Here is a 23,892-nt window from a genome sequence, read left to right on the forward strand (position 1 = left end):
GTTAATTCACATTGTTATAAAATAATAAACCATCAAGTTCTGCTCGAGCGCCAGCTAGTACATAGACATTTAAATCAAAGGTGCTGCCCAATGCTGAATTTCCAAAATTAATGCCGTTAGTTAGGGCTTGTAGTGAAGTGTCGAAACGATAAGCAATGTTATATACTTCTATTTCATTGTGACCGGCCGTGGCTGTTTGCCCGCCAACAGCAATGGTTGCTCCATCAGCACTCCATGAAAGGCCGTTAATGGCAGTGCCGTAATCGTTGCTGGTAATTAATGATAAACTAGTGCCATCAAACTTATAAAATTGTAGTTCATTGCTGTTTGTAGGACCAGTTCCGCCAACAGCTAAGTAGCGACCAGAAGGATCCCAATGAACTTCGTTTACTGCCGTACCATAATCAACGCTGGTAACCAGTAAAAGCGTTGAGCCATTAAATCGATAAATTTGAAGCTCATTACTATTGGTTGGGCCTTGCCCGCCAACAGCAACATTGAGGCCACTTGGATCAAATTCAATATAATTTACGCCGTTGGCAGCGCCATAATCTACGCTTGTTTTAAGTGTTAACGTGGTGCCATTCCAAGTATACAGACGAATTTCATTACCACCCGTTACGGAAGAATTTGCGCCAATAGCAAGTATTGTTCCAAGCGGATTCCACGACATGCCGCTGGCAAGTGTTCCTGCAGTTGCACCAAGATCGATACTGCCGCCAGCAATGTTGGTAAGCGAAGAGCCATTGAAACTATACACTCTAATTTCAAAAGTACTGGTAGCGTTGACAGGCCCAATGGCAATATACGTTCCGTCTCGAGACCAATCTAAGCCCTGCATGTTGCCGGTGCCATCCGTTGTTGCTGCAATTTGTGTTAACGTTGTTCCATTAAAACTATAAACCTTGAAATTGTTTGAAGGACCACCAACAGCAGCTAAATAACGACCATCAGGGCTCCATTTTATGCGTAAACAGTTACCACCAAAATCAAGAGAAGTAACCAAAGTCAACGTTGTCCCGTTGTAGCGATAAATTTGTACTTCATTGCCGCCATTGGGTATAGATCCGCCAACTGCCAAATAACGTCGATTTGGTGACCAGGCAACAGAGTTAGCTATTGAGCCATAATTGATGGCTGTTACTTGCGTTACCAGATCAAGTGCCGTAGCAGCGCTTGTACTCAACGTAACTTTGTTATCAAGCCATAAACGGCCTTTTGTTAAGCGCATGCCGGTGAGTGTTGTTTGCAGCGTTGTGCCAGAACCAAGTAAATAAATGCCTGATGATTGATTGGTTAATTGGATTAAATCTTTATTAGTTGAGCTTGGATAGTAATAAAGTGTGGTGCCTGGTTCAAACGTTAAAAGAGATTGTGGCATAACGTAGCTTTGCATCCATGATTGATAAATAAAACGTGAAGTTCCTGAAATAGTGACATCGTTATTAAAAAAGAGACGTCCAACTCTAAATGGAAAATCATCAGCTAATTGGATGGTTACATTATCAAGGGTTACGTTGCCTTGTTGAGTGAGGCACTTAATGATAGGAATATTTGGGTTGTTTCTCGTTGTTTGAATGGTCATATTTTTAATGGTAAGACTTACATTTGAATCAACCATAATTTGTGCGTGTGGTTGTAAATATATTCTATTGCCGCGGCCGTCTAAGGTTGTATTGCTGGTTATTTTGAGTGTGCTGAGTCCTGGAAGAACAATACTATTACTCAAAACGAGAGAGTAGCCATTGCCGGACAAATCGCCACCTTGCGAGAGGTACGTATTTGAACTTAAATAAATATCACTTCCCAAAGAAAGTTTTCCGGTGGAGTTGAGGGAGATAAAGCCGCTAATTGGAAATGGAGTGTTGAGTGTCAGGGTTTTTCCAGCATTGATGGTGATGCCGCCTTGATAAGAAATCAATTGATTGATGGTGGTGTTTGCTAAAAAAGTTGAGCGAGTACGAATGATTTGGACGGAATCGTTAAAAGGATAAGAGGCGTTAATAGCATTACTTGTATTTATAATGAGCGATAAAATTGCTGCTGTATTGATAGCATTCACTGCGTTGCTATTGCCAGTGATAGTTTTCCCAATAATGTTTATAAGATTGCTATTACCCCTGATGAGGCTCGTTACTTGTGGCGAAGTAATAGCATTACTATTCTGTTTAGGGAGTCTTCCTAAAGCAACAATGACGTTACTGTTATTTCTAATGGTAGTGTATTGGCAGAGCGAAAATAACGTATTACTGTCTGTTCTGATAAATTTATTAAGGCCAATGACAGCGCTACTATTGTTTTTTATGTATCGTAGCACTGCAAATGCGTTAATGGCATTGCTGTTGTTTTTTGTTGATAATAAGCGTGCGGGGGTTAAAGCATTACTTGTTTGAATGATGAGCGTTGCTAGATTTGGTTTGGTAGCAACGGTATTACTGTTATTGTAAACCATGTTGGAAGGGGCTTTACGTCTGCCGGTCCCAAGTACGACGTTGTTGGTGTAACTTTCAACCCAACTGGTTGAAATGTTATTGCCATAATCATTAACAATAGAATCTTGTGGCCAGCCAGTAATGCTGGCAACTTTTCCTAATCGTAGCAGACTGTGTGCTGCTTGGTTAACGGCCAGATGTGCATCGCGATTGGCAAAATCAAAAATACACAGACTTGTGTTGAAATAAAAAATGCTACTGAGAAAAAGAGTAATAATTTTTTTCATAGTCATTATTTTTTAATTCACGTTGTTATAAAATAATGTACCGCTTAGTTGTACGCGTGCTCCTGCAAATACAAAGACATCAACATCTGAAGTTGAGCCAGCTGATGAGTTTCCAAAATTAAGACCATTGGTAATTGTTGATCGCTGTGGTTTGGTGGTGCTCAAGGTAACTTTATTATCAAACCACACACGGCCTTTGGTTAGGCGCATGCCGGTGTCGGTGAATAATAAGTTGCTACCATTAAAGTAGAGAACTGAAGATTTATCGGTCAATTGCAATAAATCTTTGTTGGTTGAACTTGGTGCATAAAAAAGAGATGAGCCAGGATAAAATGTTACGAGTGATTGAGGCATGATATAGCCTTTTGTTGGTGTTTGATAACTGACTTGAGAAGTTCCGGTAATGCTTATTTCATTATAAAAGAATAGTTGTCCTTGCAAGAATGCGATGTCGCCGATAAGTTCAAAAATAACATTATTAAACGAGAGACGAGAAGTGGGGCCGGCGGGCTGAAACAGTGGCGCTGCTGCGCTATTACGTGTATTTCTAAGAATAGTATTTTTTATGGTAAGTGTGGTATTGCTTGACAAAATCAGTTGTGAACGTGCGCCAAATCCCAATACGTTATCGTAACCTTCAATAATGGTATTGCCAGAAATGGTGATGGTTTTATTGTCAGGTACGGCAAGTGAAGAGGTAAAGGCAAACGTGAAGCCGTTGCCTTTAATAATACCCCCATTGGTTAAGTAGCAATCTGAGTTGAGTGTAAAATCACTCATTAAAGAAAGTATGCCAGTGCCACTTAAATTAAATCGTCCGTTTATGTGAATAGGATTGGCGATGCTAAGTGTTTTTCCAGCGTCAACAGTAATACCATTTTGGTAATAAGCAGGATGCGCAATGGTGGTTGTTGCTTGAAAGCGTGAGTGATTTGAAATAATTTGTACAAAATTGTTTTTAAAATAAACGGTAGTGTTGCTATTTTGTATGGCAATGTCAGTGTTTCTTCCGAATTTTACAATTGCGTTACTGGTTGTTCTGATGAGAGTTCCTTGTGCGTTTTTAAAGGCAACAATTGCTGAAGAGTTTTGTTTTATAAGTCTGTTTAACTTGATAATAACGCTACTGTTTGCGCGGGTTAAAGGAAGAAGACCGATCAGTGCATTACTATCATTTTTGATAGCAGTAAGAGTTGATTGATTGAGGTTTATGCCCGATAAGAGTGCATTGCTATTGTTTTTTTCTAAGCGAGATAAATAAACAAGTAAGTTACTATCGGTTCTGGCAAAAGAGGTCCATTTGATGAGCGTGCTACTGTCATTAATAATTTGACGGGGTAGTTGTGCTACGGTATTGCTATTGTGAATTGCTAAAGAAACTATTGCAGTGAATGCGTTACTGTTGTTATAGACCATGTTACTTGGTTGGTGTCGACGACCATAACCAATTTGAACGCCCGCTGTGTAACTTTCGGTCCATGAAGTTGGCGAATTGTTGCCGTACTCTTTGATAATTGAGTCTTGTGAAAAACCGGTAATCTGTGAGACTTTACGCAAGCCAACGCGTGTGCCTGGTTGTTGGTCTAAAACGATATTTGAAGTGCGGCTGACAAATTTAAGAGTGCCAAAAAGATTGATTGAGGTTGATAAAGAAAGGATGCTAAAAATCGCACAAAAAAAGTAAACCGTTGTGACACGTTTCATTTTCATTACTCTCTCTTTGGTGACTCTCTTTTTTTTATACAAACCACCGTAGCAAAAGTCTGCTGCTTATGCTAGTTAAAAAATATTTTTTTTAAAAGAAATCAAAAAACATTGATGGGCAAGTATTATCTTTCATTGGTGAGTATTATTATGATGCTAAAGTTAGAGCTCCTGCAACTTCAACGCGTGCATCACTTAAAAGATAGGTAGAAAGATTTGATTCGCTTCCTTCGCTTGGGTTGCCAAAAATAAGGCCGTTGGTTATTGCTTGTGGACGATAATCAAATTGGTAAATGGTGTTGTAAATGTAGTTAACGCTTGCAGCGTAAGATGCAAGATATCTGTCATCAAGAGTCCACGCAACGGTTGGTATGGTGGTCCCTTGGTTTACGCTGGCAACAAGTGAAATAGTGGCGCCATTAAATGATAGAATCTGTAGCTCGTTGCTGTTGGTTGGGCCGGTACCGCCAACAGCCATGTATTGGCCGTCAGAGCTCCATCGCAACGTGTTGACGGTGGTACCGTAGGCATAGGTAATAGCGGTGCCAAGCGTGCTTCCGTTCCATGAGTAAGCCCTCACGGTACTGGCGTTGCTCAGGCCGATTGCTATGAATTGGTCGTCTGGTCTGATGGCGCCGGTAAGTACGTTGTTGAGAACTACGGAGTCTTTGGTTGTAAGTGATGATCCATCAAAACTGTACATAATAATGCCAGTCGTGCTCGCGCCACCAGCAGTTCCTACCACGAGGAGGTAGTTGCCGTCAGAAGTCCAAGCAACTTCTTGAACGCCTGGAGTGTTTGGCGTGCCGCCAAACGTGTCGCTTGCTACCAGCGTGAGTGATGTTCCTTGATTGAATTTAAGTACCTGCACCGCATCCCCGCTTCCTGAAACAGGAAAACCACCAGCTGCTAAAAATTGTTCACTTGGGTGCCAGGCAACGGAATTAACACCTCTGGTTGATGAGCTAAATGCGGTGTAGTTAAAAGTTGCAACGCGCGTGAGCGTTGTGCCATTAAATCTAAAAATTTGTACTTGTGGTTGTGCGCTGGTGATTGAAAAACCACCCACTGCCAAAAATCTGCCAGAAGGGCTCCATTGGGCTGTATTAAATCGTGTGGCGGTAACGGTTGCTATGGAAGTTAAGGTGGTGCCGTTCCATCGGTAGACTCTAAGTTGTGGCGCGGTGGCACCTGTTGCAGCGGCCATATATTGATTATCGTGGCGCCAATGAAATTGTTCGAATCCTGCTGCTGATGCTGGCGATGTATTGAGTGTGATTCCTAACAATTTGGTGTTGGCGCGCGTGCTGAATGAAACGAGATTGTCAAGGAATAAACTACCTTTGCTCAAAAGCATGCCGGTGTGTGTTGTTTGCAAGGTGGCATTATTTAAATAAAGTTTTGAAGTTTGATCAACCAATCGAATTAAATCTTGAGCTGTTGAACTTGGATAGTAATACAGCGTGGTATTTGGATCAAACGTTAACAATGCACCGGAGGATATGTAGCTTGCTTGTGTTGAGCGATATATAAATTGTGAAGTGCCGGTAAATCGCACGCTATTGTGGAAATACAAGCGTCCATTGCGAAAATCAAAATTTTCAGCCAATGCGAAAGTAACATTGTCGAGAGCTAAGCGGCTGGTGTTACTTTGACAACGAATGCAAGGGCGTGCTAGTGATGCGTGCGTTGTTTTAATTTTCATATTGCGTAGCGTGAGCGTTACACTGTTGTCGATTAAAAATTGTGAATAATTGGTAAAGGTCAGGGTGTTACCGCACCCGTCGATAATAGTATCAGTTCTAAAACTCATAATTTTATTGGCCGGTAATGTTAAATTGCCATCAAAAAATATGACGTTGCCATGTCCACTAATATCGAATACCCCGCTTAATGATGATTGCGAGGATAGTTTTAAATTGCCATTGAGTGTTACGGTACTGTTTTGTTCTGTGCCGTAAATGAGACCAGAAACAGAAGTTATGGTGTCCATAATTACCGCCCCGCCAACTGGAGCGGTAAAGCCGGCGTTAATACGTACAAACCCGGTAACAGAATCGTTTTTATTGGGTGTGTAGCGAGTGCTTTGATAAACCAAGGTACTTGTGCCATCAAGATTGGCGGCGTTGGTGTGTGCTGAAAAAAAACTAACGATGAGCGTTGCCGTAAAAATAATTCTTTTCATAAGTATGTTTCTCTGCTTTTTTAAACGGTAGTGTCGTATTTTAAAAATCCGCTGAGTTGTACGTAGGAACCTGCCATCAAAAAGATGTCAATATCATACGTTGAACCAGCGGTTGCGTTGCCAAATACAAGGCCGTTGGTTAGCGTTGCGCGTTGAGGAACCGTGGTGCTGAGGGTAATTTTGTTATCAAACCATAAGCGGCCAGTGGTTAAGCGCAGGCCCGTGTCGGTATAAAGTAAGGTGCTGCTGTTAAAATAAAGCCCAGAAGATTTATCAGTTAAACGGAATAAATCTTTGTTGGCTGCACTTGGAAGATAATAGAGCGTTGTTCCTGGTGCAAACGTTACGAGTGATTGTGGTAAAACATAGCAAGCTGCTGATGATTGATAAATAAATTGTGAGGTGCCGGTAAACACGACATCGTTGCTAAAAAACATGCGACCGGTACTGAAAGGAAAGTTGTCAGCTAGTGCAAGAGTAACGTTATCAAATGTTATTTGGCTTGACGCTCCTGCGCAACTGATGATTGGGGTGCTCGAGTTGTTATGTGTTGTTTTGAGATACATATTTTTTAAAGTGACGCTTACGTTTTCGGCAAGTGAAAGTTGCGTAAATGCGTCTAAAATTAATGTGTTTCCGTGTCCGTCAAGCGTAGCATTTGAAACAAATTGCCAAACGCTACCAGCTTGCGTGGTGGTTTTTGTTCCCAAGTGAATGGTGTTGTTGCGAGCATTAATGGTGCCACCATTTGAAAAAGTACTGTCGATATCAAAAAATAAATCGCTCAATAACGATAAATTGCCGGTTGAGCGTAAATCCATTCCTGCAGAAACGGTGATAAACGTATCGAATGTTACGGTAGCGCCTGCCAAAATAGTAAAACCGTCATCAAGCCTAACAAAACCTTCGCATGTGTCGCCATTGCGAAAAATATAGTTGGCGTTTTTGTACACAATGCTGCTGGTACCAACTAAGCTTGTTGCGAGTAAATATGTTGGAAGAACAAAGTGAATAGCGTGTAATGAGATAAAAAATAGTATTTTTTTCATCATAATTTTTAATTTACATCGTTATAAAAAAACATGCCGCTAAGTTCTATACGTGCGCCTGCTAAGAAATAAACATCAAGGTCTGAACTGATGCCTAATGCTGAATTACCAAAAATAATACCGTTGGTAAGAGCTTGAGGCAACGTATCAAAACGATAAGCAATCGAATAGGTTTCAATTTCGTTGTGTCCTGTCGTAGTAGTTTGTCCGCCAATTGCCAACGTTGCGCCATCGGCACTCCACGAAAGACCGTTAATAGCAGTACCATAATCTTGACTGGTAATGAGTGACAAACTAGCGCCATCAAATCTATAAAATTGTAATTCATTGCCGTTTGTTGGGGCTGTTCCGCCAACAGCCAAGTAGCGACCAGAAGGATCCCAATGAACTTCGTTTACTGCAGTACCGTAGTCAACACTAGCAACAAGTAAAAGCGTTGAACCATTAAATCGATAAATTTGAAGCTCATTACCATTGGTCGGTCCTTGCCCGCCAACAGCAACATTGAAACCACTTGGATCAAATTCAATATAATTTATGCCGTTGGCGGCGCCATAATCTACGCTTGTTTTAAGTGTTAATGTGGTGCCATCCCAGGTATACATACGAATTTCATTGCCACCCGTTACGGTAGAATTTGCGCCGATTGCCAGTATTGTTCCAAGAGGATTCCACGACACGCCGCTGGCAAGTGTTCCTGCAGTTGCACCAAGATCGATACTGCCGCCAGCAATGTTGGTAAGCGAAGAGCCATTGAAACTATACACTCTAATTTCAAAAGTACTGGTAGCGTTGACAGGTCCAATTGCAATATACGTTCCGTCATAAGACCAATCTAAGCCTTGTGTGTTGCCGGTGCCATCCGTTGTTGCGGCAACTTGCGTTAACGTTGTTCCATTAAAACTATAAACTTTGAAATTGTTTGAAGGCCCACCAACCGCAGCTAAATAAGTACCATCTGGGTGCCATTTTACGCGTAAACAGTCACCGCCAAAATCGACTGAAGCGACCAATGATAATGTTGTATCATTGTAGCTATAAACTTGTACTTCATTGTCGCCGTTGGGGACAGAGCCACCAACTGCTAAATAACGTCGATTTGGTGACCATGCAACTGAGTTGACCGCAGAGCCATAATTAATGGCGGTTACTTGCGTTACCAGATCAAGTGCTGTTGATGCTTGAGTGGTCAAGGTTATTTTATTGTCCATCCATAAACGGCCCTTAGTTAAGCGGAAACCGGTATTCGTTGTTTGCAACGTTGTACCAGAGCCTTTTAAGTAAATGCCTGCAGATTTATCAACGAGTTGGAGTAAATCTTTATTGGTTGAGCTTGGATAGTAATACAAGGTGGTACCTGGATCGAATGTTAAAAGCGATTGTGGCGTTACATAACTTTGCATCCACGATTGATAAATAAAGCGTGAAGTACCGGTAAATCTGACATCATTGGTAAAAAATAAGCGACCAGTTCTGAATGGAAAATCGTTAGCTAATTCGAGTGTTACATTATCAAGTGTGATAATTCCTTTTTGATCTAAACATTTCAAAATTGGAATATTAGGACTGTTGGGACTTGTTTGAATGTACATATTTTTCAGTGTGAGGCTTACGTTGCTGGCGAGAGTGATTTGAGCATTGGCCCCAAAAAATAAAGTACTGCCGTTGCCATTGATCAGGAGGTTACTGATAATTTGCCAGGTGCTACTTGAAGGAAGGGTTAATGAGTTGGTCATGATCAGCGAGTAACCATTGCCTGAAATAGAGCCATCGCTGGTGAGGTAGGCAGTGCTGCCCAGATACAAATCGCCCGCAAGCGAAAGAATGCCAGAGTCATTAAGTCCAATATTGCCGTTGATGGGCAATGGTGTGTTGAGCGTTAGTGTTTTGCCGGCAGAAACGTCTATTCCCTTTTGATAGAGATTTAAATTGCTGATGGTTGTGGTTGCGCCAAAATGTGAATGTGTTGAAAGAAGTTGAACTGGAAAATTGCTTTTCAGAAAATTGGCAGCATTACTATTCGTAGAATAAAGGCTGGCAGAGAAGTTTGATATCAACGCGTTACTATTGAAGCGCACGAGTGGAAGAATAGTACTGACAAGCGCATTGCTATTGCCTTTAACACGTGTACTGAGCACTCTTGCGGCTTGGCTGTTAGCTCTTACTTTGCGATAAAGCGTAATAATTGAGTTACTTTGATTTTTGGTTTGAGTAGTAAAATTGAGAATGGCATTACTCATTGTTTTAATGAGTCCAGGTAAGGTAACCAGATCGTTACTGTTGTTGAGTTCCAGGCGAGCAAGCGTAGCGATGGCAGAGCTGTTGTTTGGTAAATTGGCAAGGACGTTACTGTTGGCTCTATTTAAAGCGATACTTGCTGGGCTTGTAAAAAGAACAATAGCGTTACTATTGTTGTAAACCATGTTTGACGGTGCACTTTTGCGACCAGAGCCAATAACAACGCCAGCAGTGTAGGTTTCTGTCCAGCTTGCTGCGTTACTGACAAAACTTTTGACAATCGAATCTTGCGTCCAGCCTGTAATATTGGCAGGCGTAACAATTTTAAGTTGTGATGATTGAACGCCGCTTAAATTACCAATAATCAGCCTTGCATCTTCGTTGGCAAAATCGGTAATGCTGTGTGCCGTGTTTGAATAAAAAAGATAAGGAATTAAGAAAAGAATAATTTTTTTCATAATCTTTTTCATAAATTTTTTAATTCACATTGTTATAAAACAACATACCGTCAAGTTCTATACGTGCGCCTGCCAAGAAATAAACATCAAGGTCTGAGCTGATACCTAAGGTTGAGTTGCCAATATTAATACTATTACTGAGTGCTTGGCGCAACGTATCAAAGCGATAAGTGACGCTGTATGTTTCAATTTCGTTATGATTAGTGGTGGCTGTTTGTCCTCCGATGGCAATGGTTGCGCCATCAGAGCTCCATGAAAGGCCGTTAATGGCGGTGCCATAATCTTGACTGGTAATGAGTGACAAACTAGCGCCATCAAACCTATAAAAGTGTAGCTCATTGCCGTTGGTTGGGCCTGTTCCGCCAACAGCCAAGTAGCGACCAGAAGGATCCCAATGAACTTCGTTTACTGCAGTGCCATAATCAACGCTGGTAACGAGCAAGAGTGTTGAACCATTAAATCGATAAATTTGAAGCTCATTGCCATTGGTTGGTCCTTGCCCGCCAACAGCAACATTGAGACCACTTGGGTCAAACTCTATATAATTTACGCCGTTGGCAGCGCCATAATCTACGCTTGTTTTAAGTGTTAACGTGGTGCCATTCCAGGTATACATACGAATTTCATTGCCACCCGTTACGGTAGAATTTGCGCCGATTGCCAGTATTGTTCCAAGAGGATTCCACGACACGCCGCTGGCAAGTGTTCCTGCAGTTGCACCAAGATCGATACTGCCGCCAGCAATGTTGGTAAGCGAAGAGCCATTGAAACTATACACTCTAATTTCAAAAGTACTGGTAGCGTTGACAGGTCCAATTGCAATATACGTTCCGTCATAAGACCAATCTAAGCCTTGTGTGTTGCCGGTGCCATCAGTTGTTGCGGCAACTTGCGTTAACGTTGTTCCATTAAAACTATAAACTTTGAAATTGTTTGAAGGCCCACCAACAGCAGCTAAATAAGTACCATCGGGGTGCCATTTTACGCGTAAACAATTGCCACCAAAATCGATGGATGCGACCAACGATAATGTTGTATCATTGTAGCTATAAACTTGTACTTCATTGTCGCCGTTGGGTACAGTTCCGCTAACCGCCAAATAACGTCGATTTGGTGACCATGCTACAGAGTTGACCGCAGAGCCATAATTAATAGCGGTTACTTGCGTTACTAAATCCAAAGCGGTGGCGGCACTGGTGCTCAAGGTAACTTTGTTGTCAAGCCATAAACGGCCTTTTGTTAAACGCATGCCGGTGAGCGTTGTTTGCAACGTTGTGCCAGAACCGTTTAAGTAAATGCCTGCAGATTTATCAACGAGTTGGAGTAAATCTTTATTGGTTGAGCTTGGATAGTAATACAAGGTGGTACCTGGATCGAATGTCAAAAGTGATTGTGGTGTTACATAACTTTGCATCCACGATTGATAAATAAAGCGTGAAGTACCGGTAAATCTGACATCATTGGTAAAAAATAAGCGACCAGTTCTGAATGGAAAATCGTTAGCTAATTCGAGTGTTACATTATCAAGTGTGATAATTCCTTTTTGATCTAAACATTTTAAAATTGGAATATTAGGACTGTTGGGACTTGTTTGAATGTGCATATTTCTCAACGTCAAGCTTACGTTGCTGGCAAGTAATAATTGAGCTTCTGGACCAAAAGAGAGCGTGCTGCCATGACCGTTAATTAATAAATTGCTGGTTATTTTCCATAAAGAGCCTGGCGGTAAAACTAAGCTGTCTGTCATTTGAATCGAGTAACCATTTCCGGAAATATAACCACCGTTTGTTAGGTAAGCATTAGAACCAAGAGATAAATCGCCTCTCAATGAAAGTGTGCCGGCATTTATTAAAAAGCCGTCGGTGCCGTTGAGAGAAATATTTCCGTTGACTGGTAGTGGTGTGTTAAGTGTTAAAGTTTTGCCAGCTGCGACGTCCAAACCAGCTTGATAGAGATTAAAATTGTTGATCGTTGTATTTGAAGCAAAGTGTGAGTGTGTGGCAATTCTTTGTACAATAAAATTGTTGAGAGCTTTGCTATTATTGATTAACAAAGTATCATTTAATAGACGGATAATGGCATTACTATTGAAACGAATAAAACTTTTTAGCGAGGTTGGATTTGTTGAAATAATGACATTGCTAGAGGTACGAATGAGTGTTGTTTGAGGGGTGTAAGTTATAACGTTACTATTATTATATACTAATCGATTTTGAGTGATAATCGTGTTGCTGTTATTAATAACAGTTTCCTGCCAACCAAATACCGTGTTGCTGTCATTTTTTAGTATTGTGTTAAGAGCGATTACCGCATTGCTGTTGTTAGCGTTTCTTTTGGTTGGCGAAGCGAAAGCATTGATGGCATTACTATTATTTTTGATGCTTGTTAGCAATGATGAAGCAAGGGCATTACTCGTTTGTTTGATCAGAGCGGCGGTGCTTTTAATAGTATTACTATTGTTGTAAACCATATTAGTTGGTGCAGAAATTCTGCCAGTACCAATGATAACGTTATTGGTATAGCTTTCTGTCCAGCTTGTTGCTGCGTTGTTGCCATACGCATTAATAATTGAATCTTGCGTCCATCCTGTAATACTTGCTAGTTTGTTGAGCCGTAGCTTGCTGGTATTGGGACTAAGAGTTATATGAGCGTTTCGATTGCAAAAATCAAGATTAGCGCGTGCAGAGCTAGAAACAAGAAGGTATGTTATAATAAAAAAAATAATTTTTTTCATAATTTTTTCTTTAATTCACATTGTTATAAAACAACATACCGTTAAGATCTATACGTGCACCTGCCAAAAAATATACATCGAGGTCTGAGCTGCTGCCTAAGGTTGAGTTGCCAAAAACGAGGCCGTTGGTCATAGCTTGCCTTGCGGATTTTTCAATGGTGTAATTCATGGTGTAAAAGTACACCTTGGCCGTATCGTCAAAAAATAGTGTCGTACCATTACTCAACCATCTTAATCCGCGCGTACCGCTCGTGGTTATGCTAGCGAGTTGTGTGCCATATTTAGTATAAATTCTTGTTGAGGCGTTGTGAGATACCGCAATGTATTGCCCTGAGGGATCCCACTGTAAAAGACCAGGCGTTGCAGAGGTTGAAGCAATGGTAACACCTGTTATTTGTGAGAGAGTTTTGCCATTAAAGTAGTAGACATACAAGTTTGTAGTTGTGATTACTGCAAGATGGGTGCCACTTGGATCAAAGGCCAACCCGGAGCTAGTGGTTGAAGATGTTGGTAACGTTAAGGTAGACAAGGTTGTTAATGAGGCACCATCAAAGGTACAAAGTCTGACGGTGGAGGAATGGCCTAAAGCAATGATGCTGCTGTTTGGGTGCCAAATGATATTAGCAGCACCTGAGACGCTGGTACTTGCAACCAACGTGACTGTTGCAACGTCATTAAAGCTATAAATATTTATATAATTACTAGCCGCGTCTATTAGTAGAGCAAAATACCTACCGTTAGGAGCCCAGGCGAAATCATGATTAGCAGAAGATATTGTGGTATTCCAAATTCTTGTCATGCCGGTTTGGTTGAAACGGGCTAGATTAATATGAGCAGAGCCTATGGGATTGTTGCCGTTATAGAGAAAATGGGTTCCATCAGGGTTCCATTTTACGGCAATAAGGTTGTTGCTTGAGGATGCCGCGGTGAAAAGCTGTGTGATGCTGCTGGCATTAATTCTATAAAGAGCAATGGTATCCGTTGAAGTGTTTGGTTCAGCAAGGTAGAGTCCGTTTGGCGAGACATCTCCCCCATAAGAAAGGTTGGCTACCGCTGTGGTAAACAAATTAGTTACTGAAGAAAGATTAGTTGTGGCAGTGGTGGTGATGGTAACTTTGTTATCAAGCCATAAACGGCCTTTTGTTAAGCGCATGCCGGTGAGCGTTGTTTGCAACGTTGTGCCAGAACCTTTTAAGTAAATACCTGCAGATTCATCAACGAGTTTGAGTAAATCTTGATTGGTTGAACTTGGATAGTAATAAAGCGTGGTTCCAGGATCGAATGTTAACAAAGATTGTGGGGTTACATAACTTTGCATCCACGATTGATAAATAAAGCGAGAAGTACCGGTAAATCGGACATCATTGTTAAAAAATAAGCGACCAGTTCTGAATGAAAAATCGTTGGCTAAATCGATAGTTACATTATCAAGAGTCAGGATTCCTGTCTGATCAACGCATTTCAAAATTGGAATATTTGGATTGGTGGGACTAGTTTTTATATGCATGTTTTTAAGTGTTACGCTTACATTCGGGTTGAGTAATATCTGTGCTTCTGGCCCAAAAGCAAGTGTGTTGTCGTTGCCATTAATCAGGAGGTTGCTGGTTATTTGCCATGTTGAATTGCTTGGTAGGGTTATACTGCCCGTTATTTGTAGCGAATAGTTATTGCCAGCAATAAAACCACCACCGGTGAGGTAGGCATTGGATCCCAAATATAAATCACCGCCAAGGGAAAGAGTTCCGCCATTGGTAACGTTTTTATTATTACTATTCAGGCTAATATTGCCGCTGACGGGTACTGGTGTATTGAGCGATAATGTTTTGAGATATGAAACGTCAAAACCTGCTTTATAAAAATATAATTTGCCATTGATAGTGGAGTGAGCGACAAAGTGGGAATGTGTAGCAACGGTTTGGGCAATAGCGTTGTACTGTGTGGCCAAAGAGTTAATGAGATTGCTGGTGGTTCTGTTGAGTCTTGATATGGTGATGATGGTACTACTGTTGTGCCGGATTGATTTTTGTGCGCCAATAATTGCCGTACTGGTGGTTTTAGCAAGAGCGCTTGAAGCAGCAATGACGTTACTATTGGCATTAACAAGAATGCTGAGATTTACAATTGCTTGGCTGTTACTGCGCACTAACAGGTTATTGGTGTTAATGGCAGAAACAATAGCATTACTATTATTTTTTTCTAAGCGATGGAGATAGAGAATAAGGTTGCTATCGACTCTGGTGAGCGTAGTCAATGAAATAAGCGTACTACTGTCGTTAATAATTTGTCGTGGTAAAGGGGCGGTTGCGTTACTGTTGTTGACAGTCAGCGTAGAAAGATTAGCGAGAACGTTACTATTGTTGTAAACCATATTGCTTGGTTGGTGGATGTTGTTAGGCCCAATGGTAACTTCGTCAGTATAAGCTTCTGTCCAAGAGCTCGGTGCATTGTTTCCATAAATCTTGATAATAGAATCTTGTGGAAAACCAGAAATTTGAGAAAGTTTATTCAAACCGACTCGAGAGTCTGGTTGTGGATTAATAACAAGATTTGAATTGCGACTGACAAATTTAAGTGCGCTAAAAAGATTGGTTGGGGTTGATAAAGAAATGATAGTAAAAATTGCACAAAAAAAATAAACGGTCGAAACACGTTTCATCTTCATTACTCTCTTCTTGGTGACTCTCTTTTTTTTATACGAACCACCGTAGCAAACGTCTGAGATTTGTGCAATCTATTTTTTTGAGTATAAAAAAGAGCGATAAAGCATAACCATGCCCTATCGCTCTTTGGAATAAATCTCTTTTTTTGTTCAAAAATCAAAGATAGTCAAAGACTATTTTTGATCAATCTGTTTGGTTTCAGTAGTTTTGATTTGGAAGTTAATTGTTGCTTTTTCCTCGTCGATCGTGCTGGTGAAATTTTTTACATCAACGTTGTTTGGCAAGTCAGCGATTATTTTTAAATTGCCGTCTTTGTACTCAATTTTTTTAGTGCGGCCATTGATAGTTTGCGAAGAAAAATAACTTTCAGAATAATGGAATCTTTCGTCGTTTTGAGGCGTGCGTTTTTCTGCCGTGATAATAGCCTGATGGTCTTTGCCTTGAACGTTAAAATTCATATTTTCTTTTTGAAAGCCAGGCAAATTGACAGAAAGAAGGTAATAGTTGGCTTCTTTTTTCTCAGTGACATTGAATTTACAAGTAAAGTCTAACAGATAACGTCTTTCTTTTTCTTTTTCAAGGTAGTTTACCATGTGTTCAAGCCAATCGCTACTTTGCTTTAAATAGGTAAAAACCGTTTTTACTTCATCATGTAAATGCTGCAAGAAACGTTCATTTTGTGGTTTATGTTCCTTTAATTTAGCTAAAAGTTCACCACTCTGTTTCTTTACTTTGTCAGAAAGCCGATCTATTTCGGTTGCTCGAACAAGAATGTCGGGTTTGATTTTTTGTAATAACAAGTCAAACATGAGTAATCTCCTTGTGGTTATTATTCAAATAAAAATGGGGACCTTGTGGCCCCCATTTTGTCGAGAAGTTTAATGACTTATTTGCTGTTTAATTATACTCAGGATCATTTTAATAATCAATATTATTTACTGACTTCTTGCTCTTGTTTTTCTTTTAATTGAAAGGTAATCGTTGCTTTTTCTTGGTCGATCGTGCTGTTGAAATTTTTAACGTCAACGTTGTCTGGTAGATCGACCGTTACCTGCAATTTGCCATCTTTGTATTCAATCTTTTTAGTGCGATTATTGACGCTTTGAGAAGAAAAATAGCTTTCTGAGCGATAACGCCAGCCACCATTTGCTTGAGCATTTGCTGTGGAAATATCTTCTTTTTCTGCTGTTACGACAACGCGATGTTCGCCTTCTTGAACATTCAATTTAATGTTATCGCGGCTAAAGCCTGGCACGTTAATATCTAGAATGTAATTGTCCGCATCTACTTTTTCTGTTGCATTAAATTTGCCTGGCAAATCAAACAATTCCTGCTTTTCAGGTGCTTTGGTCAAGCGACCAATCATTCGATCAAGCCAGGAACCACTTTTTGTTAACGAAGAGCATACGGCGCTTGCCTCTTCCTGCAAATGCTGCAAATGATGTTCACTACGAGTGCCAGCATCTTTAAGTTTGTCTAATAGTTCAGCACTCTGTTCTTTTATTTTTTCTGACTGCGCGGCTATTTTTTTTGCCAAGGTGTCCAAATTTTCATCGGTTTTCTGTCTTACTTTTTCCCAATTACTTTGAGCGCTTTGACGTAATTGTTGGCGGTAGCGTGGCATATCATCATAAAACCACGTACTCATTTCTTTTTCAAGTTGATTAAACGACTCATCAAGATACGCAAATACATCGTAATGATAGCCGTAGGCGTTGGTGCTGCCAAATAGTGTGGCAATTAAAAGCAATCCATAACGCTTGTTCATAAAAGCCTCCTTGTATTTGATTTTTATAATGTTTATCATACTAATTTTATTGTACCAAAAAGATGCATTTTTGTGAAGTCTGTTTTTTGAGTATCTGTTATTTTTTCAAAGCCATAATTTCTTCGATAGATAGTTTAGTTATTTTTGCGATTGTTGGCGCATTTAAACCTTCTATTAGCATTGCTTGAGCGGCTTTAAGAAGACCCTTCTTTTCTCCTTCAGCAAGGCCTTCGATGCGACCTTTTTGTTCAAAAAACGTTTGCAAACTCTCTTTGCCGCGCCACTGGTCAAGCTCTGTCATGTAATTTTCATACTCGGCGCTTGACCACGTACCTTCTTCAAGGACTTGCAAGGCATCAACCATTTCATGAGGGGTTTTAAGTTGTGGCGGAATGGTAATCATGGCATCAGCTTGCTGCATTAAGTAACTCCACTTGTCGGTGTCGGTAACCAAGTCTTCAAGTTCCTTTTCAAATTTGTGCAACTCAACAAAGTGAAACTCAAGTAAATTAAGTGATCGATCACCAGTTTCATGTTCTTGCAAAAAATAGCGGCTGATATAGTTATTATTTTTAAAAAGATCAAAGCAAACGATACCAACAAAAATAACCGGAACCAATTTTTGATACCCATCGCCAGCATTCAGTTGGCGTGACAAATGAAAAGCAGCATAATACTGGGCGCGCTCAATAAAATTTTTTTCGTCAATAACCTGCATCTCAACGATATAATGTTTATTTTTTTGATCGGTGCAACTGACATCAACAAAGCTCATCTTTTTGTCGATAGTTGTAGGATGGTTGGCGCCGTCATTAATGATAACGTGGGTTATCTTTTCGCCATCTTTTTTATCAAGAATGCTATTAAGAAAGCTTATGGTAAGCGCTGAACGCTTTTGGCAGCCAAAAAGCTTTTTGAAGGCGATGTCGGTGGTTGGTTTTAAAAATCTCATAATAAATCCTTGGTAGTATTGTATCAAAAAGATGCACTTTTGTGAAGTTTTTTGGCGCCGGCTTTTTATTGTCTATCAAAAATTTCTTTAAATTGTTGATACAGTTCATGAAACGGTGAGCAGACTAAGGTTGTTTCGGCAATAGTTGCCATAAAGTTGGTATCCCCTTTCCAGCGCGGTACAATATGCATGTGCAAGTGCTGTGGTATCCCGCCGCCGCCCGTTTCGCCAACATTAATCCCAACATTAAAGCCGGTACATTTAAGGACTTCTTGCACAACGTTGAGTGCGAGATTGGTAAGCTCCATAATTTCTGTGCGCGTTTCACTATCAAGATCATTCAACATGGCGCGGTGTTCGAATGGTAAAACCATGAGGTGGCCGGCATTGTAGGGATAATAGTTCATGACAATCGCTGCTTGTTTGCCGCGCTTTAAAATTAAATATTTTTCATCGTTGTTGGCGGCAAATTGTTCGCAAAAAATGCAATTATTTTTTAAAGGCTTTTTTGGCAAGTTGGAGTCAGTTTTGGTGACGTAGCCGTGGCGCCATGGTGCGTATAATTTTTCCATATAAAAATCTCCACAAGTGATAGGTAGTTACAATATTCTCTTTGAACTACCGTAACAAAGTTCGCTATGTTTATTCAAGATTGAGCAAAATTTTAAAAATGGCTCCCGTTTTGGTAGTCAGGAGTTGGATAGTGCCTCCAAGCTGGGCAATAATATCGTGAACAATTGCCAAGCCTAGCCCCATATTTTTTTTGTTGCTGGAAACGTACGGCAAAAACAGTTTATCGCGCATTGCCGGCTCAATGCCGGGGCCGTTGTCGGCGATAATAATTTCGAGCTTATGCGTTTGTGGCAAAATTTTAGTTTCAATTTTGATTGATTTTATGCTGTCATTTTTTTCCAGCAAAGCGCGTACGCTGTTGTCGAGCAAATTAATGAACACGCGTTTAATTTTTTTGATGTCAGTTTTAATCATGGGTGGGCTTTTGAATAAACAAGTAAAATTAATGCTGGGATAACTGACGCGATAAAAGCGTAAAATTTCGATAACAATTTCGTTAATATCGGCAATTTCTACTTGTGGGGCGGGCATGGACGCAAACTCAGAAAAATGAGCGGCTAAGTCTTTAATAATATTAACTTGATGTAAAATGGTTGAAGTGCAGTCCATAAAAATTGATTCATGTTCAAGAATAGGTTTGTATTTGCGTTGAAGTCGCTGGGTTGCCAATTGAATTGGCGTGAGTGGGTTTTTGATTTCGTGTGCTACTTGCTTGGCCGCTTCTTGCCATGTTTTAATTTTGCTTGCTTTAACAATGTCAGTTAAATCTTCAATGACTATGAGTAATCCCTTTTCAACATTGTTGGGGCCTTTGGTGGTGCTAATGGCAGAAAGATGGACCATTAAAATGCGGTTCTCTCCCTTGGTTTTAAAATTGATTTCTTCAGAAAGAAAGAGGCTGTCGCTTTCAGCTAATTTTCTAATAAGTCTGATGCAGGTTGTTTTAACGTCAACGCCAAAAAAATTAACGCGTTTATTTTTAAAGCGGTTGAGATGCAAGTATTTGGCAACAAGCTCTTTGGCTGCGCGGTTGTGCATGGTAATGCGTGCGAATTTGTTAACAAAAAATACTGACGCTTTCATATTTTCAAGGATGGCCAACATCTCTTTATTTTTACTTTCCAGTTCTGAGTGAGCACGGTTAACAGCGCTGATCATTTCGTTAAACCCTTGGGCAAGTGAATGCAAATCACTTGCTTCATTGCACGTGACAAGCACATTCCATTGTCCGGCTTTAATGCGTTCGGTAGCATCAAGTAGCTCTTGAATGGGCGTACTGATGCCGCGTGCCAAATAAAAAGCGCACCAAATGGATAAAAATAAAATGAGGAGCGTGACCAGAATGAACGTAAAAATATAAATGTAATAAATCGGGTTGCGCATGGACTGCAGCTGGTAGTAATCATCAAGCGAATTTTGCATATCAATCAAATGAATGCGTGTCATGGCTGGATAGCGGTAAGCAAGACAGACATAATGATTGTCGATTTTTTTAACAAAATAGAGTGACCCAAAAAAATCAAAAACACCATGTTGGCGGGAGTTGTATTTTGCCAGACGTGTTAAAAAAGTCTGGCGCAGTCGTTGTACGCTGCGATCATTAAAAGTGCGGTAGGCCCGCCACTGGGTAATTTCCTCATTCAGGCTGGTGAGTAACCGTGGCAGGTCTGCTGGCCACCAATAGATCGAGCAGTTGTTTAAAATCGAGTGGTGTGAGTGCGTAATTTCAAGAGCGTCTTCAAGTGCGTACGAGGTTGTGCAAAGCTGTTCGGCAAGCATGGTGCCCGCATCTGTCAGCTCTTGACGTAAGGCCTGCGTTTGTGCTTTGTGCAGTTTCATGCCGCTGGCAAGGCCGGTGCTGATCCGTGCGTGAAACCAGTGATCAATGCTGGTAGTAATAATTTTGCCGGCGGTAAAAAAAACAAAGAATGAAGGGATGACTGAAAAGAAGGTAAATGCAAAAAGTAAGTTGCGTTTAAAGCCAGAGCCAGGCATTCCTTGTTGACGCTCAATGAAAAGTTTAATGCTTTGCCGAATAATTAAATAGAGTAAAACGACAATTACAATAACGTGAACGTTAATTAACAAAAAAAAGAATGAGCGGTTAATGCCGGCGCCAATTAAGTTTTGTTTGCGTTGCAAAAAGAGTTCAAGCCAGCTTGTGACAAAAAGCGCACTGATGCTGAGCACGATAATGAGAAGGCGGCGTTTGTGTAGCGATTCGTTCATAGCGTGATGATGCCGGTCTTAAAAAAATTACCTGAAACAATTCTTTTTCTGCCCATTACATATTACTGAAAAACAGACGAATGGCTATGTTTTTTGTTATGTGACGCGTAGGTTGTTTTAGTATTCAAGTTGACATTAAGATTTGGTTTGATGGCGAGGTTGTACGCGTGTTGGCATTATTTTAATTAAAAAATGCCCATTTTGGTCAAAAATGCGAAAAGCCCCAATTCAAAAGGCTTATATGGTTGTTAATTATGTTGTTTGTGCTAAAATCATGAAGTTTAATTTTACATAATTGTTGTGGAAGTACTTACAAACTAAACAACTTATTTACCCAGTTACTGGGGACTCTCGGGGGGTCACATGGTAAACAAATTTCGGATCGCTATTGGTATGGCGTCTTGTGTTATTTCTGCTGTTTCAGTGGTGCCTGTCTATGCTTTTGATCTGGCTGATTTAGAACAATCGGTTGCTGGCAATCAAGCGCAGGGAACGCTTTCATTATCATTGCATGAATTTATGGATAATCTTAAAGAGCTTGATTATTACACGGCTAAAAAACTGGTTATTGTGTTGCCTGGTACTGGCCGTGAAATTGTTATCGATTGGGGATTTGGGGGTTCAGGAAGTATGTTCGATCCGTTGCCAACGGTTGAGCCACAAGAACGTTGTATTAAAAATGATGATCAACAAGATTCGTTAGCAGGGCTTGGTTCTGTCTTGCTGAAAAATGAATTGTACAAGCGCAGTAAGAGTATTCCTTTAATGAAGTGGCTGGTACAGTCCAAGGTTACACCAATCAAATTGTGTATACTCAAATTGTTGTTGTTGGCAAAAAATGCCTACATAACCGATACCAGTAAAATAAAGACTGAAGTGGTGCGGTTGTTGGTCAGGCTGATGTTGTCTGAAGAGCTGTATAGCCTTGATGAAACAAGAGCATTTTCAAGCTATTTGCCAGAAGGAAGTGTTGAGTTATTAAATGATGTACTGCCTGGTGCGGTTGATTATGTTGATGAGGTATGGCATGAGCTTATCACCTCAACGCCGCGAGATGCTGATCATGAATTGTTAAATGTACAAGCAGTGGTGGTACACAATAAAGTTGCTGCCGATCAAGCGTTTAAATTTTTCAAAAATTATGAAGGTGATGCGTTAATTGACGATATTACGCGGTACTTACAGGTGCATGGTATTGAAGTTGTTGATTACAATGATCTTGCAAAGCTTGGCAACATCAGACCGATGGTTAATGGTCGCATGATGTTTGGTCCTATCACACAGTTAGCTGCGGTAACAACCTTTGATAATATTCACGACAATAAAAACTTTGAAAAAATGGTGGGCATTGCTGCCGATAAATTGAATATTGGTTCTTTAGTTTTGCATGAAAACAATGGTACTTACTGGCTTTTGAGTGGTTCCAATAAGCTTGAAGTTGGTGCAACGATCAAACATATGGCCATTGCGTTGATACAAGCATTGCGTTCTTATGTGGCAGCAAAAAAACAACTGTTGCAAGGAACAAGTGCTCAGGCAATTGAGTATCGCGAAAAATGTGAAAACTATGAAAAGCAATGTTTGCAGATCAATGACTTTTTGGCATCGCCAGAAGGGCAGGCATCGCAACTTCGTTTACATACAAAGTTAGATGCTTTGCATGCTGAGGCAAAAAATGCTCATCAGTTAGCAATGAACGAAGTGGCTGAAACTATTGTAACGTTACAAAAAGAAGCTGATAAAAAGGTGGCGTTGATTGAGTACTTTGAAGCTAAAGAAGTAACGCTGAGTTTGGATAGCCTGCGTCGTGATGTTGATGTTTTGCATAAAGAAATTGAGCGCTTACAAGAAATGCGCGATGCTTATGCATCTGATCCTGATCAAGTCTTGGTGCAAAAGCAACAAGACTTGCAGGACTTATTGGCACTTTCGTTGGAACAAAATCAGTCAATGAATGATGAACTGATGGCATGTATTGATGCTCTTAAAAAAGAGATTGCTGCGTTTGATCCAGAAAAAGTGCATCATTATTCGCTTGAGCAAAAGATTGCGTTGCGTGAGCGTGTTGCCGAAATTTATGAACAAGAAACACGAGTGTTGACGCAAAATAATGAACTTAAGAAACAAGAACTTGCGTGGCTTTCAGGCATTAAGCGCCGCATTGAAGAACTTAAGTTTGCGCGTACCTGCTCATTGTCTGAAGTGTACCTTGCTCATTTGCAAGAGCGTGCTCAAACCATTCGTACTGAAAATAAGCAAGCACTTAAATTGGCTGAGTATTATGAAGCAATGAAGGAAATGGATGGCGACTTTATGACTGAGAAGTTGTCTAAGAAACTTTCAAAGCTTGAGGCTGTTGCCGGGTTTATGTTCGACAAATCGGGTACACGTTTCTTAACACGCGCTCTTGAGTATCAATCTGAGTGGCAGGCATTTTTACAAGATTTCGATGGTTCTGTTGAGTCGTTTGTAAAAATTAAAGAAGATTTGAGTTCAAAAATGGCGACCATTATTAAGCGCTCGGTTCATGTGCAAGCAAATATGCCGGTGTACCGCCATTTGTTGTTCCAGTTCTTGCCAGAGTTTAGTGCTTGGTTTGACCAACTCGTCAAGTAAAAATAGA

Annotated in this window: 13 protein-coding genes; 1 reads left to right on the forward strand and 12 read right to left on the reverse strand. The window is 40.4% G+C overall.

The annotated features are described in order from the left end of the window. Position 1: 1 nt before the first annotated feature. The 12 genes from IPF37_05040 to IPF37_05095 form a co-directional block, all read right to left on the reverse strand. On the reverse strand, positions 2 to 2,719 hold the full coding sequence (locus tag IPF37_05040) for a WD40 repeat domain-containing protein (GenBank protein ID QQR48897.1): 2,718 nt from the start codon (positions 2,717 to 2,719) through the stop codon (positions 2 to 4). Between the two features lie 12 nt (positions 2,720 to 2,731). Next, positions 2,732 to 4,429: a hypothetical protein gene (locus tag IPF37_05045; protein QQR48898.1), complete on the reverse strand. Its 1,698-nt coding sequence runs from the start codon at positions 4,427 to 4,429 to the stop codon at positions 2,732 to 2,734. A 142-nt stretch (positions 4,430 to 4,571) separates the two neighbouring features. Beyond that, on the reverse strand, positions 4,572 to 6,608 hold the full coding sequence (locus tag IPF37_05050) for a WD40 repeat domain-containing protein (protein QQR48899.1): 2,037 nt from the start codon (positions 6,606 to 6,608) through the stop codon (positions 4,572 to 4,574). Between the two features lie 20 nt (positions 6,609 to 6,628). Beyond that, a complete protein-coding gene (locus IPF37_05055; GenBank protein ID QQR48900.1) occupies positions 6,629 to 7,660 on the reverse strand; it encodes a hypothetical protein in 1,032 nt (343 codons plus the stop codon). A gap of 5 nt (positions 7,661 to 7,665) precedes the next feature. After that, complete coding sequence (locus tag IPF37_05060) at positions 7,666 to 10,365, reverse strand: WD40 repeat domain-containing protein (protein ID QQR48901.1); 2,700 nt, start codon at positions 10,363 to 10,365, stop codon at positions 7,666 to 7,668. 7 nt (positions 10,366 to 10,372) lie between these two features. Further along, complete coding sequence (locus IPF37_05065; GenBank protein QQR48902.1) at positions 10,373 to 13,087, reverse strand: hypothetical protein; 2,715 nt, start codon at positions 13,085 to 13,087, stop codon at positions 10,373 to 10,375. 10 nt (positions 13,088 to 13,097) lie between these two features. Next, positions 13,098 to 15,749: a WD40 repeat domain-containing protein gene (locus IPF37_05070; GenBank protein ID QQR48903.1), complete on the reverse strand. Its 2,652-nt coding sequence runs from the start codon at positions 15,747 to 15,749 to the stop codon at positions 13,098 to 13,100. Between the two features lie 171 nt (positions 15,750 to 15,920). After that, positions 15,921 to 16,556 (reverse strand): Hsp20/alpha crystallin family protein, encoded by a 636-nt coding sequence (locus IPF37_05075; protein QQR48904.1) that lies wholly within the window; start codon positions 16,554 to 16,556, stop codon positions 15,921 to 15,923. Positions 16,557 to 16,678: 122 nt separating this feature from the next. Beyond that, positions 16,679 to 17,515: an Hsp20 family protein gene (locus IPF37_05080; GenBank protein ID QQR48905.1), complete on the reverse strand. Its 837-nt coding sequence runs from the start codon at positions 17,513 to 17,515 to the stop codon at positions 16,679 to 16,681. 97 nt (positions 17,516 to 17,612) lie between these two features. After that, positions 17,613 to 18,467 (reverse strand): Rpn family recombination-promoting nuclease/putative transposase, encoded by an 855-nt coding sequence (locus IPF37_05085; protein QQR48906.1) that lies wholly within the window; start codon positions 18,465 to 18,467, stop codon positions 17,613 to 17,615. Between the two features lie 65 nt (positions 18,468 to 18,532). Continuing rightward, a complete protein-coding gene (locus IPF37_05090) occupies positions 18,533 to 19,039 on the reverse strand; it encodes an HIT domain-containing protein (GenBank protein ID QQR48907.1) in 507 nt (168 codons plus the stop codon). 70 nt (positions 19,040 to 19,109) lie between these two features. Beyond that, a complete protein-coding gene (locus tag IPF37_05095) occupies positions 19,110 to 21,269 on the reverse strand; it encodes a GHKL domain-containing protein (GenBank protein QQR48908.1) in 2,160 nt (719 codons plus the stop codon). A 363-nt stretch (positions 21,270 to 21,632) separates the two neighbouring features. On the opposite strand from IPF37_05095, the gene IPF37_05100 reads away from it, so the two are divergent. Then, positions 21,633 to 23,885 carry a hypothetical protein gene (locus IPF37_05100; protein ID QQR48909.1) on the forward strand — a complete coding sequence of 751 codons (2,253 nt, stop codon included), beginning with the start codon at positions 21,633 to 21,635 and terminating at the stop codon, positions 23,883 to 23,885. The last annotated feature ends 7 nt before the right edge of the window (positions 23,886 to 23,892 follow it).

This window comes from bacterium, assembly GCA_016699045.1.
Taxonomy (GTDB): domain Bacteria; phylum Babelota; class Babeliae; order Babelales; family RVW-14; genus AaIE-18.

Coding starts and splice junctions, on each gene's coding strand:
- IPF37_05040 (QQR48897.1), bottom strand. CDS start 2,719: ATGAAAAAAATTATTACTCTTTTTCTCAGTAGCATTTTTTATTTCAAC.
- IPF37_05045 (QQR48898.1), bottom strand. CDS start 4,429: ATGAAAATGAAACGTGTCACAACGGTTTACTTTTTTTGTGCGATTTTT.
- IPF37_05050 (QQR48899.1), bottom strand. CDS start 6,608: ATGAAAAGAATTATTTTTACGGCAACGCTCATCGTTAGTTTTTTTTCA.
- IPF37_05055 (QQR48900.1), bottom strand. CDS start 7,660: ATGATGAAAAAAATACTATTTTTTATCTCATTACACGCTATTCACTTT.
- IPF37_05060 (QQR48901.1), bottom strand. CDS start 10,365: ATGAAAAAGATTATGAAAAAAATTATTCTTTTCTTAATTCCTTATCTT.
- IPF37_05065 (QQR48902.1), bottom strand. CDS start 13,087: ATGAAAAAAATTATTTTTTTTATTATAACATACCTTCTTGTTTCTAGC.
- IPF37_05070 (QQR48903.1), bottom strand. CDS start 15,749: ATGAAGATGAAACGTGTTTCGACCGTTTATTTTTTTTGTGCAATTTTT.
- IPF37_05075 (QQR48904.1), bottom strand. CDS start 16,556: ATGTTTGACTTGTTATTACAAAAAATCAAACCCGACATTCTTGTTCGA.
- IPF37_05080 (QQR48905.1), bottom strand. CDS start 17,515: ATGAACAAGCGTTATGGATTGCTTTTAATTGCCACACTATTTGGCAGC.
- IPF37_05085 (QQR48906.1), bottom strand. CDS start 18,467: ATGAGATTTTTAAAACCAACCACCGACATCGCCTTCAAAAAGCTTTTT.
- IPF37_05090 (QQR48907.1), bottom strand. CDS start 19,039: ATGGAAAAATTATACGCACCATGGCGCCACGGCTACGTCACCAAAACT.
- IPF37_05095 (QQR48908.1), bottom strand. CDS start 21,269: ATGAACGAATCGCTACACAAACGCCGCCTTCTCATTATCGTGCTCAGC.
- IPF37_05100 (QQR48909.1), top strand. CDS start 21,633: ATGGTAAACAAATTTCGGATCGCTATTGGTATGGCGTCTTGTGTTATT.